The organism is Pseudomonas sp. DE0010 (genome assembly GCF_007680745.1).
Classification (GTDB): Bacteria; Pseudomonadota; Gammaproteobacteria; order Pseudomonadales; family Pseudomonadaceae; genus Aquipseudomonas; species Aquipseudomonas parafulva_B.
This window is the reverse complement of sequence record NZ_VEJQ01000031.1, coordinates 18,240-35,060: the sequence shown is the minus strand read 5'-3', so window position 1 is coordinate 35,060 and position 16,821 is coordinate 18,240. Positions and strand designations below refer to the sequence as shown.

General features: G+C 63.4%; 12 protein-coding genes. 8 read left to right on the top strand and 4 right to left on the bottom strand.

Translation table 11 applies throughout. From position 1 onward, the window contains the following. Nucleotides 1-36: 36 nt before the first annotated feature. Nucleotides 37-1,032, bottom strand: a complete 996-nt coding sequence (locus tag FS767_RS19600) for a class I SAM-dependent methyltransferase (RefSeq protein ID WP_144967568.1) — start codon at nucleotides 1,030-1,032, stop codon at nucleotides 37-39. Nucleotides 1,033-1,082: 50 nt separating this feature from the next. Further along, on the bottom strand, nucleotides 1,083-2,048 hold the full coding sequence (locus tag FS767_RS19595) for a 2-hydroxyacid dehydrogenase (protein ID WP_144967566.1): 966 nt from the start codon (nucleotides 2,046-2,048) through the stop codon (nucleotides 1,083-1,085). Nucleotides 2,049-2,249: 201 nt separating this feature from the next. Between FS767_RS19595 and FS767_RS19590 the strand changes: the two genes are divergently transcribed. The 7 genes from FS767_RS19590 to FS767_RS19560 all read left to right on the top strand — a co-directional run bounded on the left by FS767_RS19590 (nucleotide 2,250) and on the right by FS767_RS19560 (nucleotide 13,799). Continuing rightward, nucleotides 2,250-3,932, top strand: a complete 1,683-nt coding sequence (locus FS767_RS19590; protein WP_144967564.1) for a fatty acid--CoA ligase — start codon at nucleotides 2,250-2,252, stop codon at nucleotides 3,930-3,932. Between the two features lie 307 nt (nucleotides 3,933-4,239). Next, nucleotides 4,240-6,126: a DUF1302 domain-containing protein gene (locus FS767_RS19585; protein ID WP_078479098.1), complete on the top strand. Its 1,887-nt coding sequence runs from the start codon at nucleotides 4,240-4,242 to the stop codon at nucleotides 6,124-6,126. Between the two features lie 25 nt (nucleotides 6,127-6,151). Beyond that, entirely contained in the window at nucleotides 6,152-7,516 is a 1,365-nt protein-coding gene (locus FS767_RS19580; RefSeq protein ID WP_144967562.1) for a DUF1329 domain-containing protein, read from the top strand. A gap of 271 nt (nucleotides 7,517-7,787) precedes the next feature. After that, on the top strand, nucleotides 7,788-10,502 hold the full coding sequence (locus tag FS767_RS19575; RefSeq protein WP_144967560.1) for a LuxR C-terminal-related transcriptional regulator: 2,715 nt from the start codon (nucleotides 7,788-7,790) through the stop codon (nucleotides 10,500-10,502). 158 nt (nucleotides 10,503-10,660) lie between these two features. Beyond that, nucleotides 10,661-12,268 (top strand): tetratricopeptide repeat-containing response regulator, encoded by a 1,608-nt coding sequence (locus tag FS767_RS19570; protein ID WP_144967558.1) that lies wholly within the window; start codon nucleotides 10,661-10,663, stop codon nucleotides 12,266-12,268. After that, nucleotides 12,265-12,957 carry a sensor histidine kinase KdpD gene (locus FS767_RS19565; RefSeq protein ID WP_058605860.1) on the top strand — a complete coding sequence of 231 codons (693 nt, stop codon included), beginning with the start codon at nucleotides 12,265-12,267 and terminating at the stop codon, nucleotides 12,955-12,957. The genes FS767_RS19570 and FS767_RS19565 overlap by 4 nt, the downstream gene beginning before the upstream one ends. A gap of 125 nt (nucleotides 12,958-13,082) precedes the next feature. Then, on the top strand, nucleotides 13,083-13,799 hold the full coding sequence (locus FS767_RS19560; RefSeq protein ID WP_023534691.1) for an OmpA family protein: 717 nt from the start codon (nucleotides 13,083-13,085) through the stop codon (nucleotides 13,797-13,799). 33 nt (nucleotides 13,800-13,832) lie between these two features. Here the strand turns inward: FS767_RS19560 and pta are convergent, their stop codons facing one another. Together pta and FS767_RS19550 are read right to left on the bottom strand one after the other, a co-directional pair. Then, entirely contained in the window at nucleotides 13,833-15,920 is a 2,088-nt protein-coding gene (gene pta / locus FS767_RS19555) for a phosphate acetyltransferase (protein ID WP_144967556.1), read from the bottom strand. A gap of 31 nt (nucleotides 15,921-15,951) precedes the next feature. Continuing rightward, entirely contained in the window at nucleotides 15,952-16,254 is a 303-nt protein-coding gene (locus tag FS767_RS19550; RefSeq protein ID WP_144967554.1) for a DUF3565 domain-containing protein, read from the bottom strand. Between FS767_RS19550 and FS767_RS19545 the strand changes: the two genes are divergently transcribed. Then, nucleotides 16,253-16,738, top strand: a complete 486-nt coding sequence (locus FS767_RS19545) for a peptidylprolyl isomerase (RefSeq protein WP_058605858.1) — start codon at nucleotides 16,253-16,255, stop codon at nucleotides 16,736-16,738. The two genes, FS767_RS19550 and FS767_RS19545, sit on opposite strands and share 2 nt — an antisense overlap. The last annotated feature ends 83 nt before the right edge of the window (nucleotides 16,739-16,821 follow it).

The following is a 16,821-nucleotide window of genomic DNA, read 5'->3' as shown; positions in this document are numbered from 1 at the left end:
GCCTAGGCGAAACGGTTTCGGCAAGCGCTGTTTTTATCAGCGTGTTGCCTGGTAGATCCTGAACCCGTCGGCTTCCTCCAGGACCTGGCAATTGCCCAACGCCGATTCGATGATTGGTTTGTAGCGCAGGAAAGTATTGGCTACCAAGCGTATTTGGCCGCCTTTTCGCAGGTGAATGGCCGATTTTTGCAGAAGATTCTCCGATGCCTGGTAATCGGTATGGACCCCGGTGTGAAATGGCGGGTTGCTCAGTATCACCTCCAGGTCCAAAGGGGCCGCATCGATACCGTCACCTTGCACGACCTCGGCCTCCAGGCCGTTGGCCGCCAGGGTGAGGCGGCTGGCTGCCACGGCGAAGGCATCCACATCCAGCATCGTCACGTGGCTGCCAGGGTAGCGCCGTTTCACTGCCGCACCCAGCACGCCAGCGCCGCAGCCAAAGTCCAGCACGTGGCCCTCTGGCAGCGCCTCCAGGTGGCGCAGCAGCACCGCCGTGCCTCGGTCAAGGCGGCCGTGGCTGAAGACTCCAGGCAAGCTCACCACCTGCAAGGGGCCGTCTGGCAGTGACAGCTCGAACTGCTTGGCCAATGTGTGCAGCGCGGCTGCCTGCGGCGCCTGTTCAACGCTGACCTGCCACAGTTGGCAGTGCCGGGCGCTGTCGAGTTTGCGCGGCTTGCCAAAAGCCTGGAGGTGCCGCGCGACGCTTTCGATCCCTCCGCGTTTTTCACCCACCACGTACAACGTGCCGCCTTGCAGGCGTGCGGCCAGGGTAGTGAGCAGGTAAGCCGCCAGCTCGCGCGACTTGGGAAGAAACAGCACGGCAGTGGGCACGTCCACCGCCGGGGGCTCCACCGCGCAGTGGCAGCGGCCGACAAAGCGGCTTTCGAGCAGGGCGTGATCACCTGCATGCCAGGTCCAGGCATGGGCCTGGGGCAGTTGGGCCAACAGGCCATCGGCCGGTGCCCCGGCAATCAGCAGCGGGCCCTGGAACAGCTCTGCCTGGCGGAGCAACACTTCACTGCGCGGGTCCATGGACGACGCCTCCGAAAAATCGCGCAGTGTAGCAGAGCCGCGACTGTGCCTCAGCCGACCACGCGGCGTGCCTGCCCGGCAAAATACGCCTGGGCGTTTTCCGCCAGTTGGCCCACGATCCGCTGGCGCGCCTCGACAGCCCCCCAAGCGCTGTGAGGGGTAATGATCAGGCGCTCGATACCAGGTTCGAGCAAGGGGTTGCCGTCTACCGGAGGCTCGACGCTCAACACGTCGGTTGCAGCCCCGCCCAAATGACCACTGCGCAATGCATCGGCCAGCGCCTGCTCGTCGATCAACCCGCCACGTGCGGTATTGACCACCAGTGCACCGGGCTTGAGCAGGGCCAGTTCGCGCTCGCCGATCATGTGCCGAGTGTGCTCATTCAGGGGGCAATGCAGGGTGAGGGCGTCGACCTGTGGCAGCAGTTCATCCAGTGGCAGGCGGTCGGCACGGCTCGGCCGGCCTGGAATCTGCCCGCTCAGCACGCGCATGCCGAAGGCTTCGGCCAAGCGCGCCACCGCACCGCCCAGTTCGCCATGGCCGAGCAGGCCGAGGGTCTTGCCCTCCAGCTCGACGATCGGATAGTCCAGCAGGCAGAACTGGCTGGCCTTGGCCCATCGTCCCTCGGCCACCGCCTTGTTGTAGTCACACAGGCGCGTGGCCAGTGCCAGCAGCAGGCCCAGGGTGTGCTGGGCAACCGAAGGTGTGCCGTAGCCCTGACAGTTGCAGACCGTGATGCCTTGCGCCCGGGCGGCGGCCAGGTCGACGTTGTTGGTGCCGGTAGCAGCCACCAGGATCAGCTTGATCTGTGGGTTGGCTTCGAGGCAGGCGGCGTCGAGCACCACCTTGTTGCTGATCACCGCAACAGCGCCTTGAAGACGCTCGGCCACCTGCTCGGGCGTCGTGGCGGCGAACAGCGCCAGTGAATCGAACGATTGATGCAGCGGCGTCAGGTCCAGGTCGCCCAGGTCCAGGGAGTCGTGGTCGAGAAAAACGGCGTGGCGCGAGCTGGGCATAGGTGGGCTCCGGTTCAACAAAAGGGGATGAAGGTGTGGTTGACGCCTGTGGATCAGTGTCCAGCCCCTGCTTGCCGCCCGTCAACGCCTGGCGCCGCAGGCTCCACCGGCCAAATCATTCCTTCGGCTGATTTGACCGGCGCAGTCGCGCACTACAGTGACGCCACGCCTCAAGCCCGCGCCTCAATAAAAGGGATATTTATGCTGCAGACCCGTCTCCTCAAGCCCGCCGACGACGCCTACGCCTACCCCCTGCTGATCAAGCGCCTGCTGATGTCGGCCAGCCGCTACGAAAAGACCCGTGAGATCGTCTACCGGGACCAGGTGCGACTGACCTATGCGCAGTTGAGCCAGCGCATCGCGCAGTTGGCCAACGTGCTGAGCGAAGCCGGCGTGAAGGCCGGCGACACCGTGGCAGTGATGGACTGGGACAGCCACCGCTATCTTGAGTGCATGTTCGCCATCCCGATGATCGGCGCAGTGGTGCACACCATCAACGTGCGCCTCTCGCCCGACCAGATTCTCTACACCATGAATCACGCCGAAGACCGCCTGGTGCTGGTCAACAGTGACTTCATCGAGCTGTACCAGTCCATTGCCGGCCAGTTGACCACGGTCGAGCGCACTGTGCTGCTGACCGACGGGGTGGATACCCATGCGGCCTTGCCCAACCTGGTCGGCGAGTATGAGCAGCTGCTGGCTGGGGCGAGCACGCAGTACGATTTCCCCGACTTCGACGAACATTCGGTCGCCACCACCTTCTACACCACAGGCACCACGGGCAACCCCAAGGGGGTGTATTTCACCCATCGGCAACTTGTCCTGCATACCCTGGCCGAAGCCTCGGTCATGGGCAGCATCGACAGCGTGCGGCTGCTGGGCAGCAATGACGTGTACATGCCCATCACCCCCATGTTCCACGTGCATGCCTGGGGTATTCCGTACGTTGCGACCATGTTGGGCATCAAGCAGGTGTACCCGGGCCGCTACGAGCCCGAGATGCTGCTCAAGCTATGGCGCGAAGAGCAGGTCACCTTCTCCCACTGCGTACCGACCATCCTGCAGATGCTGCTCAACTGCCCCCACGGCGCAGGTGTGGATTTCGCCGGCTGGAAAATCATCATCGGCGGCAGTGCGCTGAACCGTTCGCTCTACGATGCGGCCTTTGCCCGGGGCATTCAGCTGACAGCGGCCTACGGCATGTCCGAGACGTGCCCTTTGATCAGTGCCGCGCACCTCAACGACGAATTGCAGGCCGGCACCGAAGATGAGCGCATCAGCTACCGCATCAAGGCCGGTGTACCGGTGCCGCTGGTGGAAACGGCCATCATCGATGCAGAAGGGCGTTTCCTGCCCGCCGACGGTGAAACCCAGGGTGAACTGGTGTTGCGTGCGCCGTGGCTGACGCAGGGCTATTTCAAGGAGCCGGAAAAGAGTCAGGCGCTGTGGCAGAACGGCTGGCTGCACACCGGTGACGTCGCCACGCTCGACAGCATGGGTTTTATCGACATCCGCGATCGCATCAAGGATGTGATCAAGACCGGTGGTGAGTGGCTGTCCTCGCTGGATTTGGAAGACATGATCAGCGCGCATCCGGCTGTGCGGGAAGTGGCTGTGGTAGGGGCGGCCGATCCCCAGTGGGGCGAGCGCCCGTTTGCCCTGGTGGTGGTGCGCGAAGGCCAGGTGATCGATGCCAGGGCACTCAAGGAACACCTCAAGCCTTTCGTGGAGCAGGGGCGCATCAACAAGTGGGCCATCCCCAGCCAGATCGCCCTTGTTACTGAAATTCCCAAGACCAGTGTCGGCAAGCTCGACAAGAAACGCATCCGCCAGGACATCATCGAGTGGCAGGCCGGTAACAGTGCCTTCCTGTCCACCCTGTGAAAGCGGGTATGCGGCAATCTGTCCTGGGCCAACCCGCATGCCAGAGCGGAGCAGTCCTTGCCAAATGGCGCAAATGCGCCATTCTTCAGCACGGCCGGGGCGCAATCGGAGCACACAGCACCGCCCAGGCGGCACGGAGCGCAAATCACACTTTAGAGGGATCGAGCGCCTGTGCCTTGGTGGCTATAGTCGGGGCCAGGGGCTTTTCGGGAGGGGAGGGTGAGCAGGCGCTGTCTTGCACACCGGTCGTTCGGGCCATTCCTGAAGGCACCACTGCCATAACAAAAAAGAACATGGAGTAGCGTCGATGAAATCTGCAAACCCGTTCTGGCGCAGGGCCAGGTTGCCCATGGCTGTCAGCCTGGCGTCCACCCTTGCCAGTCCCGCTTTCGCGGTCAGTTTCAACATCGGTGAAATCGAAGGCCAGTTCGACTCGTCGCTCTCCATCGGCGCCAGTTGGTCGACAGCCAGTCCCAACCGCAACCTGATCGGGGTCAACAACGGCGGCAAGGGCCTTTCGCAAACGTCCGATGATGGCCACCTCAACTTCAAGAAGGGCGAGACCTTCTCCAAGATCTTCAAGGGCATCCACGACCTGGAGCTCAAGTACGGCGATACCGGCATCTTCGTGCGCGGCAAGTACTGGTACGACTTCGAACTCAAGGATGAGGGCCGGCAATTCAAGGACATCAGCGACTCCAACCGCAAGGAAGGGGCCAAGTCCTCGGGTGCCGAGCTGCTCGACGCCTTCGTCTACCACAACTACTCCATTGGCGATCAGCCAGGCTCGGTGCGCCTGGGCAAGCAAGTGGTCAGCTGGGGCGAGAGCACCTTCATCGGCAGCGGCATCAATGCCGTCAACCCAATTGACGTGTCGGCGTTTCGCCGGCCAGGGGCCGAGATCAAGGAAGGCCTGATTCCGGTCAACATGTTCTATGTCTCCCAGAGCCTGACCGACAACCTGTCGGCCGAGGCTTTCTACCAGCTCGAGTGGGACCAGACCGTCGTCGACAACTGCGGCACGTTCTTCTCGCAGCCAGACATCATTGCCGACGGCTGCACCGACAACCTGCGTGTGCTCAACAGCAGCCGTACCGTGCCTGCCGCCGCTCGCCAGTTCCTGGCCACCCGCGGCGTCAACCTCAACGAAGAAGGGGTGATGGTGCGCCGTGGCGGCGACCGTGATGCCCGTGACAGCGGGCAGTTCGGCGTGGCCATGCGCTACATGTTCGAGCCGCTGGACACCGAGTTTGGCGCCTACTTCATGAACTATCACAGCCGTGCGCCGATCTTCAGCGCAACCGGCGCCTCGCCTTCGGTCTTCGCCGCCATCCCGACCCTTCCAGCGCAGTTGCGTGCATTGGCACCGTTGATCGTGGCCGGCAACTCCAAGTACTTCGTCGAGTACCCCGAGGACATCCGCCTGTATGGCCTGAGCTTCTCCACCACACTGCCCACCGGCACCGCCTGGAGCGGTGAAATCAGCTACCGTCCCAACGCACCTGTGCAGCTCAACACCACCGACATCCTGTTCGCCGGTGTGCGCCCGCTGGGTGGCGCCTTGAGCAACGCTTCGCTGCTCGATGGCGTGCCTGGCCAGGACCTGCATGGCTACCGGCGCAAGGAAGTCACCCAGTTCCAGACCACCCTGACCCACTTCTTCGACCAGGTGATGGGTGCCAGCCGCATGACCGTGGTGGGCGAGGTGGGCGTGACCCATGTCGGCGGCCTGGAAAGCGCCTACGACACACGCTACGGCCGCGACCCGGTGTTCGGCCCCGGCCCGTTGCCCGCCACCGGTGGGGCCAATACCTGCCAGGCGCTCAACACCAGCACCATTGGTGGCGCAGGCGCCGGTGCCTCGACAGCCAACCTGAACCGCAAGTGCGAGAACGACGGCTATACCACCAGCACTTCGTGGGGCTACCGCGCCCGGGTCATCTGGGACTACAACGATGTGTTCGCAGGCGTCAACCTCAAGCCGAGCGTGGCCTGGTCCCATGACGTTTCCGGTTACTCGCCAGGCCCTGGCGGCAACTTCGAGGAGGGACGCAAGGCGGTCAGCCTGGGGCTGGATGCCGAGTACCAGAACACCTACACCGCCAGCCTGTCGTACACCAATTTCTTCGACGGCAAGTACAGCACCGTGGATGACCGCGACTTCCTCGCCCTCAGCTTCGGCGTGAACTTCTAAGCATACGGATCCAGGACGACACGACATGAACAACACCAGAAGTCTGCTGCAAGCCGGTGTGCTGGGCCTGTCCCTGCTGGCAACCAGCGTGATGGCGGCAGTACCGGCCGGCGAAGCGGCCAAGTTGGGTGCCACCCTGACCCCCATGGGCGCGGAAAAGGCCGGTAATGCCGATGGCTCCATCGGGCCATGGCAGCCGCTCTCGAAGACGGCCGGCAGCGTCGATGGCAAAGGTTTCCTCGCCGACCCCTACGGTACCGAGAAACCGCTGTTCACCATCACCGCGCAGAACGCCGAGCAGTACAAGGACAAGCTGTCCCCAGGCCAGATGGCCATGCTCAAGCGCTACCCGGACACCTATAAGCTTCCCGTCTACAAGACGCACCGTGGGGCCACGGTACCGGCCGAGGTGTTCGCTGCAATCAAGGAAAACGCCACTCAGGCCACCCTGGTGGAGGGGGGGAACGGCCTGAACAACTTCCGCACGGCGGTGCCGTTCCCCATCCCGCAGAACGGTCTGGAAGTGATCTGGAACCACATCACTCGCTACCGTGGCGGCAGCGTGAGCCGCCAGGTCATCCAGGCGACCCCGCAGCAGAATGGATCATTCAACCCCGTATCGTTCTCCGATCAATTCGTGTTCCGTGATCGGATGAAAGACTACGACCCCAACAATCCAGGGAACATCCTGTTCTACTTCAAGCAGGAAGTGACTGCGCCAGCTCGCCTTGCAGGCACCGTGCTGCTGGTTCACGAGACTCTCGACCAGGTCAAGGAACCGCGCAAGGCGTGGATCTACAACGCCGGTCAACGCCGCGTGCGCCAGGCGCCGCAGGTGTCGTACGACGGCCCGGGGACCGCTGCAGACGGCCTGCGAACCTCCGATAACCTCGACATGTTCAACGGCGCCCCGGACCGCTATGACTGGAAGCTCGAAGGCAAGAAGGAACTGTACATCGCCTCCAACGCCTTCAAGCTCGACGACCCGAAGCTCAAGTACGCCGACATCATCAAGGCAGGGCACATCAACCAGGACCTGGCCCGCTACGAGCTGCGCCGCGTCTGGCATGTGGTGGCCACGCTCAAGCCCGGCCAGCGACACATCTATGCCAAGCGTGACTTCTACATCGACGAGGACACCTGGCAAGCCGCCGTGATCGACCAGTATGACGGGCGCAACCAACTGTGGCGTGTGTCTGAAGCCCATGCGCAGCCGTACTACAACGTCGAGGTACCGTGGATCACCCTGGAAGCCATCTATGACCTGCAATCGGGGCGCTACCTGGCCCTGGGCATGAAGAACGAAGAAAAGCGTGCCTACAACTTCAACTTCACTGCCAGCAAGGCCGACTTCCAGCCTGCGGCCCTGCGTCAGTCAGGCATCCGCTGATACCGAAGAAGTAAGTGACAGGGCCACCCTCGGTGGCCCCATCGCGCCAATGCAGGGGGTGCCAGCCCCCGGCAGAAGCGCCAGACCATCGCGATAAACCGTCTGAATACCCCGCCAAAACCCCCGTTCCAGCCTGCGTCGATCGGTACTGTTGCTTTTTGTCGTAGTCTTTTTCCGGCGCAGTCTCCCGGCCAACTTCAAATGGAAGGCGTTAACCGCTAGTCTCGCAACCACCCCTACGCCGTATTTGTCCACCCAGAACGAGCCGGCCATGACAGATCTGTCCCGTACGCATGGATGCACCAGCCAGGCCGTGGGCCTGATGGACGAGCACTTCTTTCGACCGCCCTTGCCCGATGGCCATGTCCCGCGTCAGCGCCTGTGCCAGCGCCTGCAGGCGGGGCTAGGCGGGCGGTTGCTGCTGATCAGTGCGCCAGCGGGTTTCGGCAAGAGTTCGCTGGCCATCGAGTTCTGCGAGACGCTGCCTGCCCATTGGCGCACATTGTGGTTGGGCTTGAGCCAGCGAGACGCCGATCCCGGGCGCTTTCTCGAGCGCCTGCTCGACGGGTTGCAGCAGCACTGCCCAGCCATGGGAGAGCAGGCGATGGGGTTGTTGAAGATGCGCCAGCGCCACCAGCCGTTTGCTTTCGAGCCGTGGCTTGGCACGGTGCTCGACGCGTTGGCGCTGCACTTGCGCAGCGAGTCGCCCTTGCTGGTGGTGCTGGACGACTACCACCTTGCCCAAGGTCCCGTCCTGGACCACTGCCTGCAATTCTTCCTCAATCACTTGCCCGCAGGCCTCGTGCTGCTGGTGACCAGCCGTCAGCGCCCGGACTGGCACCTGGCACGCCTTCGCCTGTCCCGGCAATTGGCCGAGCTGAGCGAGCAGGACCTGCGCCTGACCGCCGAAGAGTCGCTGGCGGTGCTGGGGCGCAGGCCCACTGGGCTGCGTGGCCAGGCGCTGGACAACCTCATCCAGCGCAGCGATGGCTGGGTGGCCGGGCTGCGTTTCTGGCAGCTGGCCGCCAGCGAGTCCAGCGATGAACACGTTCTGCCCCAGGCGTTGCACGGTGGCGAAGGCCTGATCCGCGATTACCTGCTCGAAGAGGTGATCGACATACTGCCGGCGCCTGTGCAGCGCTTTCTCGACGAGACGGCCTGCCTGGAACGCTTCTGCGCGCCCCTGTGCGACGCGGTACGGCTGCAACAGGACAGCAGCGCCATCCTGGATTTTCTACAATCGCACCAGGTATTTCTGGTGCCACTGGATGAGCACGGCCGGTGGTTTCGCTACCACCATCTGTTCTCCGACCTGCTTCGCAGCCGCCAGGCACGCGAGCCTTTGACCGAGCGGCACCTGCGCGCCTCTTGCTGGTTCCAGTCCCAGGGCTTGCTGGACGAGGCGGTGGAGCAGGCGTTGCGCGGGGGCGACCTGAACGCGGCGGCCGATCTCGTGCAAAGCTTGTCCGAAGAGCAACTACTGGCCGAGCAGAACGTCGCGATGCTGCTGCGTTGGAAAATGGACCTGCCCGACAGCCTGTTGGTCAGCACACCGCGCCTGATCGTGTTGTACAGCTGGGCCCTTGGCCTGGCGTGTCAGCTCGACGCTGCCGAGGAACTGGCAAGCCATCTGGGGCGCTTTCTGCCGGCGCCTTCTGCCACTGCCCAGAAGTCCATGCTCGCCCAGTGGCTGGCACTGAGCGGCGTGATCGCCAGGGGCCGGGGCGATCGTGAACGCACCCTGACCTGCTGCACCGAAGCACTGCAGAGCCTGCCCTGCAAACGGTATGGCCAGCGCCTGGTGTGCCTGTCGACATTGTCGAACCTGGCAATCGCCGAGGGCGACTTCTGGCGTGCGCGGGGCTGGAACCGGGAAGCGCTGGAGCTGGCGCAGCGCGTCGGCAACCCACTGTTCGAGGCCCTGGCTCACTACGACAGGGCCCGGGTATTGCACGCCCGAGGCGAGGTCGTGCGTGCACTGGGCGAAGTGCGTGAAGGGCTACAGCGTTTGCACGGGTTGTCCACACAGCGGTTGTATGCGATCCGGGCGCGGCTGACCTTGTACGAAGGCTATCTGCTGGTCGCGCGCCTGTGCCCGGAGCAGGGGCTTGCTCGGCTGCGTGGTGGCCTGGGCGAGGCACGTGCTTGCCGTGACATCAGTGTGCTCATCGGTCATTGCGTGATTGCCATGCTCGACGGACGGGAAGGGCGCTTCGCCGAAGCGTTCACTGAACTCGCCGAAGCCGAACGCCTGATGCACATCTGGGACGTGCCACCTGTGTACTACCTGGCGATGATCACCTTGGTCAAATGCGAACTCTGGCTCGCGCAAGGGCGCATGGACCTTGCCGAATCCTGGCTGTCGCGCCTGGGGCAGACTTACGGCGGCGCGCAGGCGGCCCTGGCGCCCGAATTCCACCCGTTGTTGCCCTGCCATGTCGCGTTGCAGCAAGCCGCACTTGACCGCATTCAGGGGCGTGAGGTGCAGGCGGCACGCAACCTTGAACAGCTTGCCGAGCGCGGCCAGGGCTGTGGGGGCATGATGCTGACAGTCAGCGCCTTGTGCCCGTTGATCGCCTTGCACCTTGACCAGGGGCATCAGGCACAGGCGGCACGGTTGCTGCCGGCGCTGCTGCAGGCGGCCAGTGGCGGTGTTCTGCAGCCGTTCCAGGAGCTGCTGCAACGCTACCCGCAGTGGCTGCGCGAGCAGGTCCAGAGCAGCGACAACAGTTCGGTTCGGGCCCAGCTGCTTGAGCGGTTGCCCGGCTTGCCATGCACCACCGCCAGTGCTGATGCACTCAGTAGCCGCGAACGGGCTGTGCTGGAGCTGATCGCCCAGGGCTGGTCGAACCAGCAGATCAGCGAGCGGCTGTTCATCTCGCTGCACACGGTCAAGACGCACGCCAGCCACATCAACAGCAAGCTGGGGGTCGAGCGCCGCACCCAGGCCGTAGCCAAGGCCAAGGCACTTGGCTTGCTGGAGTGACACTGGCAGGGGGTGCGGTGGGTAGTTAAAATGCTGGCCTGATGCCACCTTCGAAGTGGCACGTACGCCACGCTTATCTTTTCCGACCGCCTGCCGATACAGCGTTCGGTGGTTCGCCTCGTGCCATCTTTCCATTTCTTCCAGGGCAGGTCGTGTTGATGCTGCAGTTCGGGCAAAAGAGTTTTCTGATCGTTGACGACTTCACCGACTTTCGCACGTCGACCCGCTCCATGCTGCGTGAGCTGGGCGTTCGCGACGTGGACACCGCCGACAGTGGCGAGCAGGCGCTGCGCATGTGCGCCCAAAAGCGTTATGACTGCATCCTGCAAGACTTTCACCTGGGCGATGGCAAGAAAAACGGCCAGCAGGTGCTCGAAGACCTGATCATCGACAAGCACATCAGCCACGAATGCGTGTTCATCATGGTCACTGCCGAAAGCAGCCAGGCTATTGTGCTCAGCGCCATCGAGCACGAGCCCGACGCCTACCTGACCAAGCCCTTCAACCGGGTAGGCCTTGCCCAGCGAGTGGAAAAGCTCTACCAGCGCAAAGCGCTGTTGAAACCGATCCTCCAGGCACTGGACCGCAATCGCCCAGGCGAAGTGCTGGCAGCCTGTGCCGAGCTGTGCAAGCGCGACCCGCGTCTGGCGCCGCTGTGCCTACGCTACCGGGCCGATGCGCTGCGCAACCTCAACCGCTTCGAAGAGCTCGAGAAGTTTCTCAAGGCCATTCTCGCCAGCCGCCCGCAGCCCTGGGTCTATGCGGCATTGGGCAGCCTGATGCACAAGCGCGGCCAGCATGCCCAGGCCCAGGCCGTCTACGAGCAGGCGCTCAAGGCCTTCCCGATCATGCCCAGTCTCTACGACGGCATGGCCGATGTGCTGGAGGCGCAAGGCGAAACCAAGCGCGCCCAAGGGCTATTGGAGGAGGCCGTGCGGCTTTCGCCGTTATCGGTTCGGCGCCAATCGAAGCTGGGCAAGCTGGCGTTGGCCAACGAAGACTTCGACAGCGCGTCCAAGGCGTTCCGGCACGCCGTGAATCAGGGGCAGAGCTCACGCTACAAGGATGCCGAGAACAACCTGGGCCTGGTGCAGGCCTTGATGAGCCGTAATGCAGGCTTCGGTCTGGACGCTCGCACCCGGGTCGAGATCAACACCACGCTCAGCGAAGTGGCCAAGGAAAACCTGGAAGACCAAGGCCTTCAGGTGCGTGCCCGCATGATGAAAGCCGCCAGCCTGCAGCAGGCCGGCGATCCGGAGACCGCGGCCAAGCTGACCGACCAGGCCGTCCAGCGCCTGGAAAAGATGAACCAGTTCTTCTCGGTCGATGCGGCCCTGACCGTTGCCCGGCAATTGCAGGTGTCGGGGCAGGATGCCGCGGCCATCGGCGTGCTCAGAAGTTGTGTGGAGAGTTATGGCGACGACCCCAAGGTCATGGAAAGAGTAGGCCAGCTGACGGATGACCCCAGCGTGCTGAACGCCATCACCGAAGCCGTTACGCTCAATCGTCAGGGCGTGCGCAGTTACCAGGGAGGTCAGCTCGGCGAGGCGTTGCAGCTGTTCCGTAAAGCGTTGGGCCTGCAGCCCAGGAACATCAGTATCGCCCTCAATACCGCCCAGGCGCTGCTGCGCATTGGCGGAGAGAATCCTCAGCCTGCGATCATGCAGGAATGCCGCGACGCCTTGACCAGCGTGGCCGGTATCCCCGCCAGCGATAACCGCTATGACCGCTACCGCAAACTGCATACCCGGGTGTTCGGCGCATGAATCTTGATAATCAGGGGCTGGATTTTTCCACGGTGATCGCCTCCACCGTGCACGACCTGAAGAATTCGCTCTCGGCACTGATCCAGTCCCACGGCCAGTGGGTCCAGCGCTTGCCCGAAGAGCTGCGCGGTGGCGCGGAACAGGGGGTGATGGAGCATGAGTTCCGGCACCTCAATGGCATGCTGGTGCAGTTGCTGGGCTTGTACAAGCTCGGTGTGAATCAACTGCCAGTATGCCCGGACTACCATGAACTCGACGACTTCATCGAGGCGCAGTTGGCAGCCCACGAAGAAGTCTTGCAGCACAATGCCATCGAGGCGAACTGGCGCATCGATACCGATAATCCCCTGGGCTTTTTCGATCGCGAGCTGGTGGCATCGGTGGTGACCAACGTCATCACCAATGCCACGCGGTTCGCCGAAAAGGCCCTGTTGATCACCATCGAAGAGGCCGACAACCAGCTGGTCATCTGCATCAACGATGACGGGCCTGGCTACCCGGCGCGCATGATCGAACGGCAACAGGAATACATCCAGGGCATCGACTCCACCAGTGGCAGCACGGGCCTTGGCTTGTATTTCGCTGCGCGCATTGCGGCCTTGCATGAAAGCGGCGGCGTGCAGGGCCGCATCGACATCTCCAACGGGGGCGCGCTCGGGGGCGGCCTGTTCCGGTTGTATTTGCCCTGAGGGGTGAACAGGGCGGTGCAGAAATGCGCAGGGGGCGCGGAATTTTCACCCGGCAAGACACTCCAAGCCTGACATAGAGCCGTTCCAGACCTACGGCATACATGACCAACACGAGGAGCTTGCCCATGTTCACCATGCGTCGCCTGATTATCGTCGCAACCACTGCTGCCCTGATGACCGGCTGTGCGGGGCAAAACCCCTATGAGAACCAGGGGCAAGAGGCCGGCGGCATGAGCAAGACCGCCAAGTACGGTGGCCTGGGTGCCCTGGCCGGTGCCGTGGCCGGCGCCGCGATCGATCACAATCACCGTGGCAAGGGCGCACTGATCGGCGCTGCGGCCATTGGCGCAGCGGCGGCCGGCTACGGCTACTACGCCGACAAGCAGGAAGCCGAACTGCGCGCGAAGATGGCCAACACCGGTGTCGAGGTTCAGCGCCAGGGCGACCAGATCAAACTGATCATGCCCGGCAACATCACCTTCGCCACCGATTCGGCCAACATCTCGCCAAGCTTCTACGCGCCGCTGAACAACCTGGCTGGCTCGTTCAAGCAGTTCAACCAGAACAACATCGAAGTGGTGGGTTTCACTGACAGCACCGGTAGCCGCCAGCACAACATGGACCTGTCCCAGCGTCGTGCCCAGGCCGTCAGCAGCTACCTGACTTCCCAGGGTGTGGACGCCTCGCGGGTCACCGTGCGCGGCATGGGCCCGGATCAACCGATCGCCAGCAATGCCGATGCCAATGGCCGCGCGCAGAACCGCCGCGTTGAAGTGAACCTCAAGCCGATCCCTGGCCAGCAGTACGACCAGCAGCAGGGCCAGGTTCAGCAGTATCCCTGACCCAGAGATGGGGCCACTCGATGGCCCCCGTATTCAACGCACTTCGCTTGCCTGAATGGCGGTCAGGGCAATGGTGTGCACAATGTCGTCGACCTGCGCCCCGCGCGGTAGATCGTTCACCGGTTTGCGCAGCCCCTGCAGCATGGGCCCCAGGCTCACGCCGTCGGTACTGCGCTGCACGGCCTTGTGTGTGGTATTGCCGGTGTTCAGGTCCGGGAACACGAACACCGTGGCGCGACCGGCCACCTGACTGCCCGGCGCCAGGTCGCGTGCAACGGCAGGGTTCACAGCCGCATCGTATTGCAGCGGCCCATCGATCAACAGCTGCTCGGCGCCCTCCCTGGCCATGCGTGTGGCCTCGCGCACTTTTCCCACCTCCTCGTCGCTTGCCGAATCGCTTGAATAACTGATCATCGCGACCCGTGGCGTGATGCCGAAGGTATGTGCAGATGCAGCACTCTGGCGCGCGATCTCGGCGAGTTCGGCGGCATTGGGGTGGGGGTTCATCACGCAGTCGCCGTAGACCAGCACCTGGTCCGGAAACAGCATGAAGAAGACCGAAGAGACCAGGCTGGCGCCCGGTGCGGTCTTGATCAGCTGCAATGCAGGACGGATGGTATTGGCCGTCGAATGCACCAGACCCGAGACCAGGCCATCGACTTCACCCAGGGCCAGCATCATGGTGCCGATGACCACCGGGTCTTCAAGCTGTTGTTCGGCCATCGGTGCGTTGAGGTTCTTGCTCTTGCGCAGCGCCACCATGGGCTCGACATAGCGCTCGCGGATCAGGTCCGGGTCCAACACCTCCAGCCCTTCGGGCAGGGTGATGCCCTGGGCCCGGGCCACGGCATCGACCGCTTCAGGCTTGGCGAGCAGCACGCAGCGGGCAATGCCGCGTGCCTGGCAGATGGCCGCCGCCTGCACCAGCAGCGGCTCGGCCCCTTCGGGCAGGACGATACGTTTGTTGGCCTGCTGCGCGCGTTGGATCAGTTGATAGCGAAACACCGCAGGTGACAGGCGCATCTCGCGCGGAGCGCCGCAGCGCTGGCTCAACCAGGCGCCGTCGAGGTGGCTGGCCACGAAGTCGGTGATGAACTCGGCGCGCTCGCGGTCATCGACCGGGATTTCCCTGTTCAGGGCATTGAGCTGGTTGGCGGTGTCATATGACCCTGTGCTGACCGACAGGATCGGCAACCCTGCCTGCAGCGCCCCGCGGCATAGCCCCAGGATGCGCGCATCGGGCTTGCTGTCGCTGGTCAGCAGCAGGCCTGCCAACGGCACGCCGTTGATCGCTGCCAGGCTCACGGCGAGGATGATGTCGTCGCGATCGCCGGGCGTCACCACCAACGTTCCAGATGTCAGCAGCGGCACGGTATTGGCCACCGTGCGGGCGCAGATGATGATCTTTGTCATGCGGCGCTGCTCAAAGTCACCGGCATTGAGCACCTGGGCCCCGAGCAGCTCTGCCACATCCCGCGTGCGCGGGGCATTGAGTTCCGGCTGATAGGGAATGCAGCCGATCAGGCGGAAGTCATCGCCGCGCAGCAGCGGCGAGTGCTCACGCAGACGCGTCGAGAATTGCTCCATGCTCTGGTCGGTGCGCACCTTGTTCAGGATCACACCCAGCACCTTGGGGTCGCGCGGGCCTCCGAACAGCTGGGCCTGCAGCTCGACCCTGCCGGACAGTTCACTGAGCACTTCCTGTTCGGCGGCCGATACCAGGATCACTTCGGCATCCAGGCTCTTGGCAAGGTGCAGGTTCACGCGTGCTGCGTAGCTGGCGTGACGGGTAGGGACCATGCCCTCGACCACTACCACGTCGTTGCCGACACAAGCCTGCTGGTACAGGCGAACGATCGACTCGAGCAACTCGTCCAGTTGGCCATCGCCCAGCATCCGTTCGACCTGGGCCAGGCTCAGCGGCGTCGGCGGCATGATGCCGTGGGTACGAGCGATCAGCTCGGTGGAGCGCTCCGGGCCGGTGTCGCCCGGGTGGGGCTGGGCAACAGGCTTGAAGAAGCCCACTTTCAGGCCGGCGCGCTCCAGTGTGCGCACAAGGCCCAGGCTGATGGACGTAAGGCCGACGCCAAAGTCGGTTGGTGCGATGAAAAAAGTCTGCATGCGTGCTTCTCGAAATAAGCGGTGCAAGGGATCAGCGATCAAGGGTAGCGCTATCGGCACCCTGTGCGCACCAGCCGCACGGGAACGCCCGGCCAATGCGCTGCGCACGCTGTTCGGGGTCGAGCACCCATGGGCGCATCTGCCAGGGCGGCAGGTGGCGCAGGTGCTGGGTGTGGCCACAGCTCAACTGGGCGAACCAGTGGCCTTCGGCATCCTGGGAAAAAGCGATGATCCGACTGATGGGCATGGGCGGATCCAGGCGAGGTTCGCAATCGGGCGATGGCTTGGTTACACTTGTGCGTTCTACATTCTTTTGCAAAAGGTCTTGCCCCATGCTGATCGCCGCCAACAAGGCTGTCTCCATCGACTATACCCTGACTAACGACGCCGGGGAGACCATCGACAGCTCCGCCGGTGGCGCGCCGCTGGTTTACCTGCAAGGTGCCGGCAACATCATCCCAGGCCTGGAAAAAGCCCTGGAAGGCAAACAGGCCGGCGACGAGCTGACCGTTTCCATCGAGCCTGAAGAGGCCTACGGCGAATACCTGGCCGAGCTGGTCAGCACCCTGAACCGCAGCCTGTTCGAAGGCGTCGACGAGCTGGAAGTGGGCATGCAGTTCCACGCCTCGGCCCCCGATGGCCAGATGCAGATCGTCACCATCCGTGACGTGGACGGCGACGACGTGACCGTCGACGGCAACCACCCACTGGCCGGCCAGCGCCTGAACTTCCAGGTCAAGGTCGTTGACGTACGTGACGCCAGCGAAGAAGAAATCGCTCACCGTCACATCCACGGTGAAGGTGGCCATCACCACTGATCTTTCTGCGCTAAGCTCAGAAAGTCGCCAGGCGTTCGGGCAAGCCGCCCTGCCTTCCCAAGGAAGGCGACGGCTTGAACGAA

Bases quoted from the DNA above. Each gene is read 5' to 3' on its own strand.
- FS767_RS19575 (WP_144967560.1), top strand. From the start codon at position 7,788: ATGACAGATCTGTCCCGTACGCATGGATGCACCAGCCAGGCCGTGGGC.
- FS767_RS19600 (WP_144967568.1), bottom strand. From the start codon at position 1,032: ATGGACCCGCGCAGTGAAGTGTTGCTCCGCCAGGCAGAGCTGTTCCAG.
- FS767_RS19565 (WP_058605860.1), top strand. From the start codon at position 12,265: ATGAATCTTGATAATCAGGGGCTGGATTTTTCCACGGTGATCGCCTCC.
- FS767_RS19550 (WP_144967554.1), bottom strand. From the start codon at position 16,254: ATGGGGCAAGACCTTTTGCAAAAGAATGTAGAACGCACAAGTGTAACC.
- FS767_RS19590 (WP_144967564.1), top strand. From the start codon at position 2,250: ATGCTGCAGACCCGTCTCCTCAAGCCCGCCGACGACGCCTACGCCTAC.
- FS767_RS19560 (WP_023534691.1), top strand. From the start codon at position 13,083: ATGTTCACCATGCGTCGCCTGATTATCGTCGCAACCACTGCTGCCCTG.
- FS767_RS19585 (WP_078479098.1), top strand. From the start codon at position 4,240: ATGAAATCTGCAAACCCGTTCTGGCGCAGGGCCAGGTTGCCCATGGCT.
- pta (WP_144967556.1), bottom strand. From the start codon at position 15,920: ATGCAGACTTTTTTCATCGCACCAACCGACTTTGGCGTCGGCCTTACG.
- FS767_RS19595 (WP_144967566.1), bottom strand. From the start codon at position 2,048: ATGCCCAGCTCGCGCCACGCCGTTTTTCTCGACCACGACTCCCTGGAC.
- FS767_RS19545 (WP_058605858.1), top strand. From the start codon at position 16,253: ATGCTGATCGCCGCCAACAAGGCTGTCTCCATCGACTATACCCTGACT.
- FS767_RS19580 (WP_144967562.1), top strand. From the start codon at position 6,152: ATGAACAACACCAGAAGTCTGCTGCAAGCCGGTGTGCTGGGCCTGTCC.
- FS767_RS19570 (WP_144967558.1), top strand. From the start codon at position 10,661: ATGCTGCAGTTCGGGCAAAAGAGTTTTCTGATCGTTGACGACTTCACC.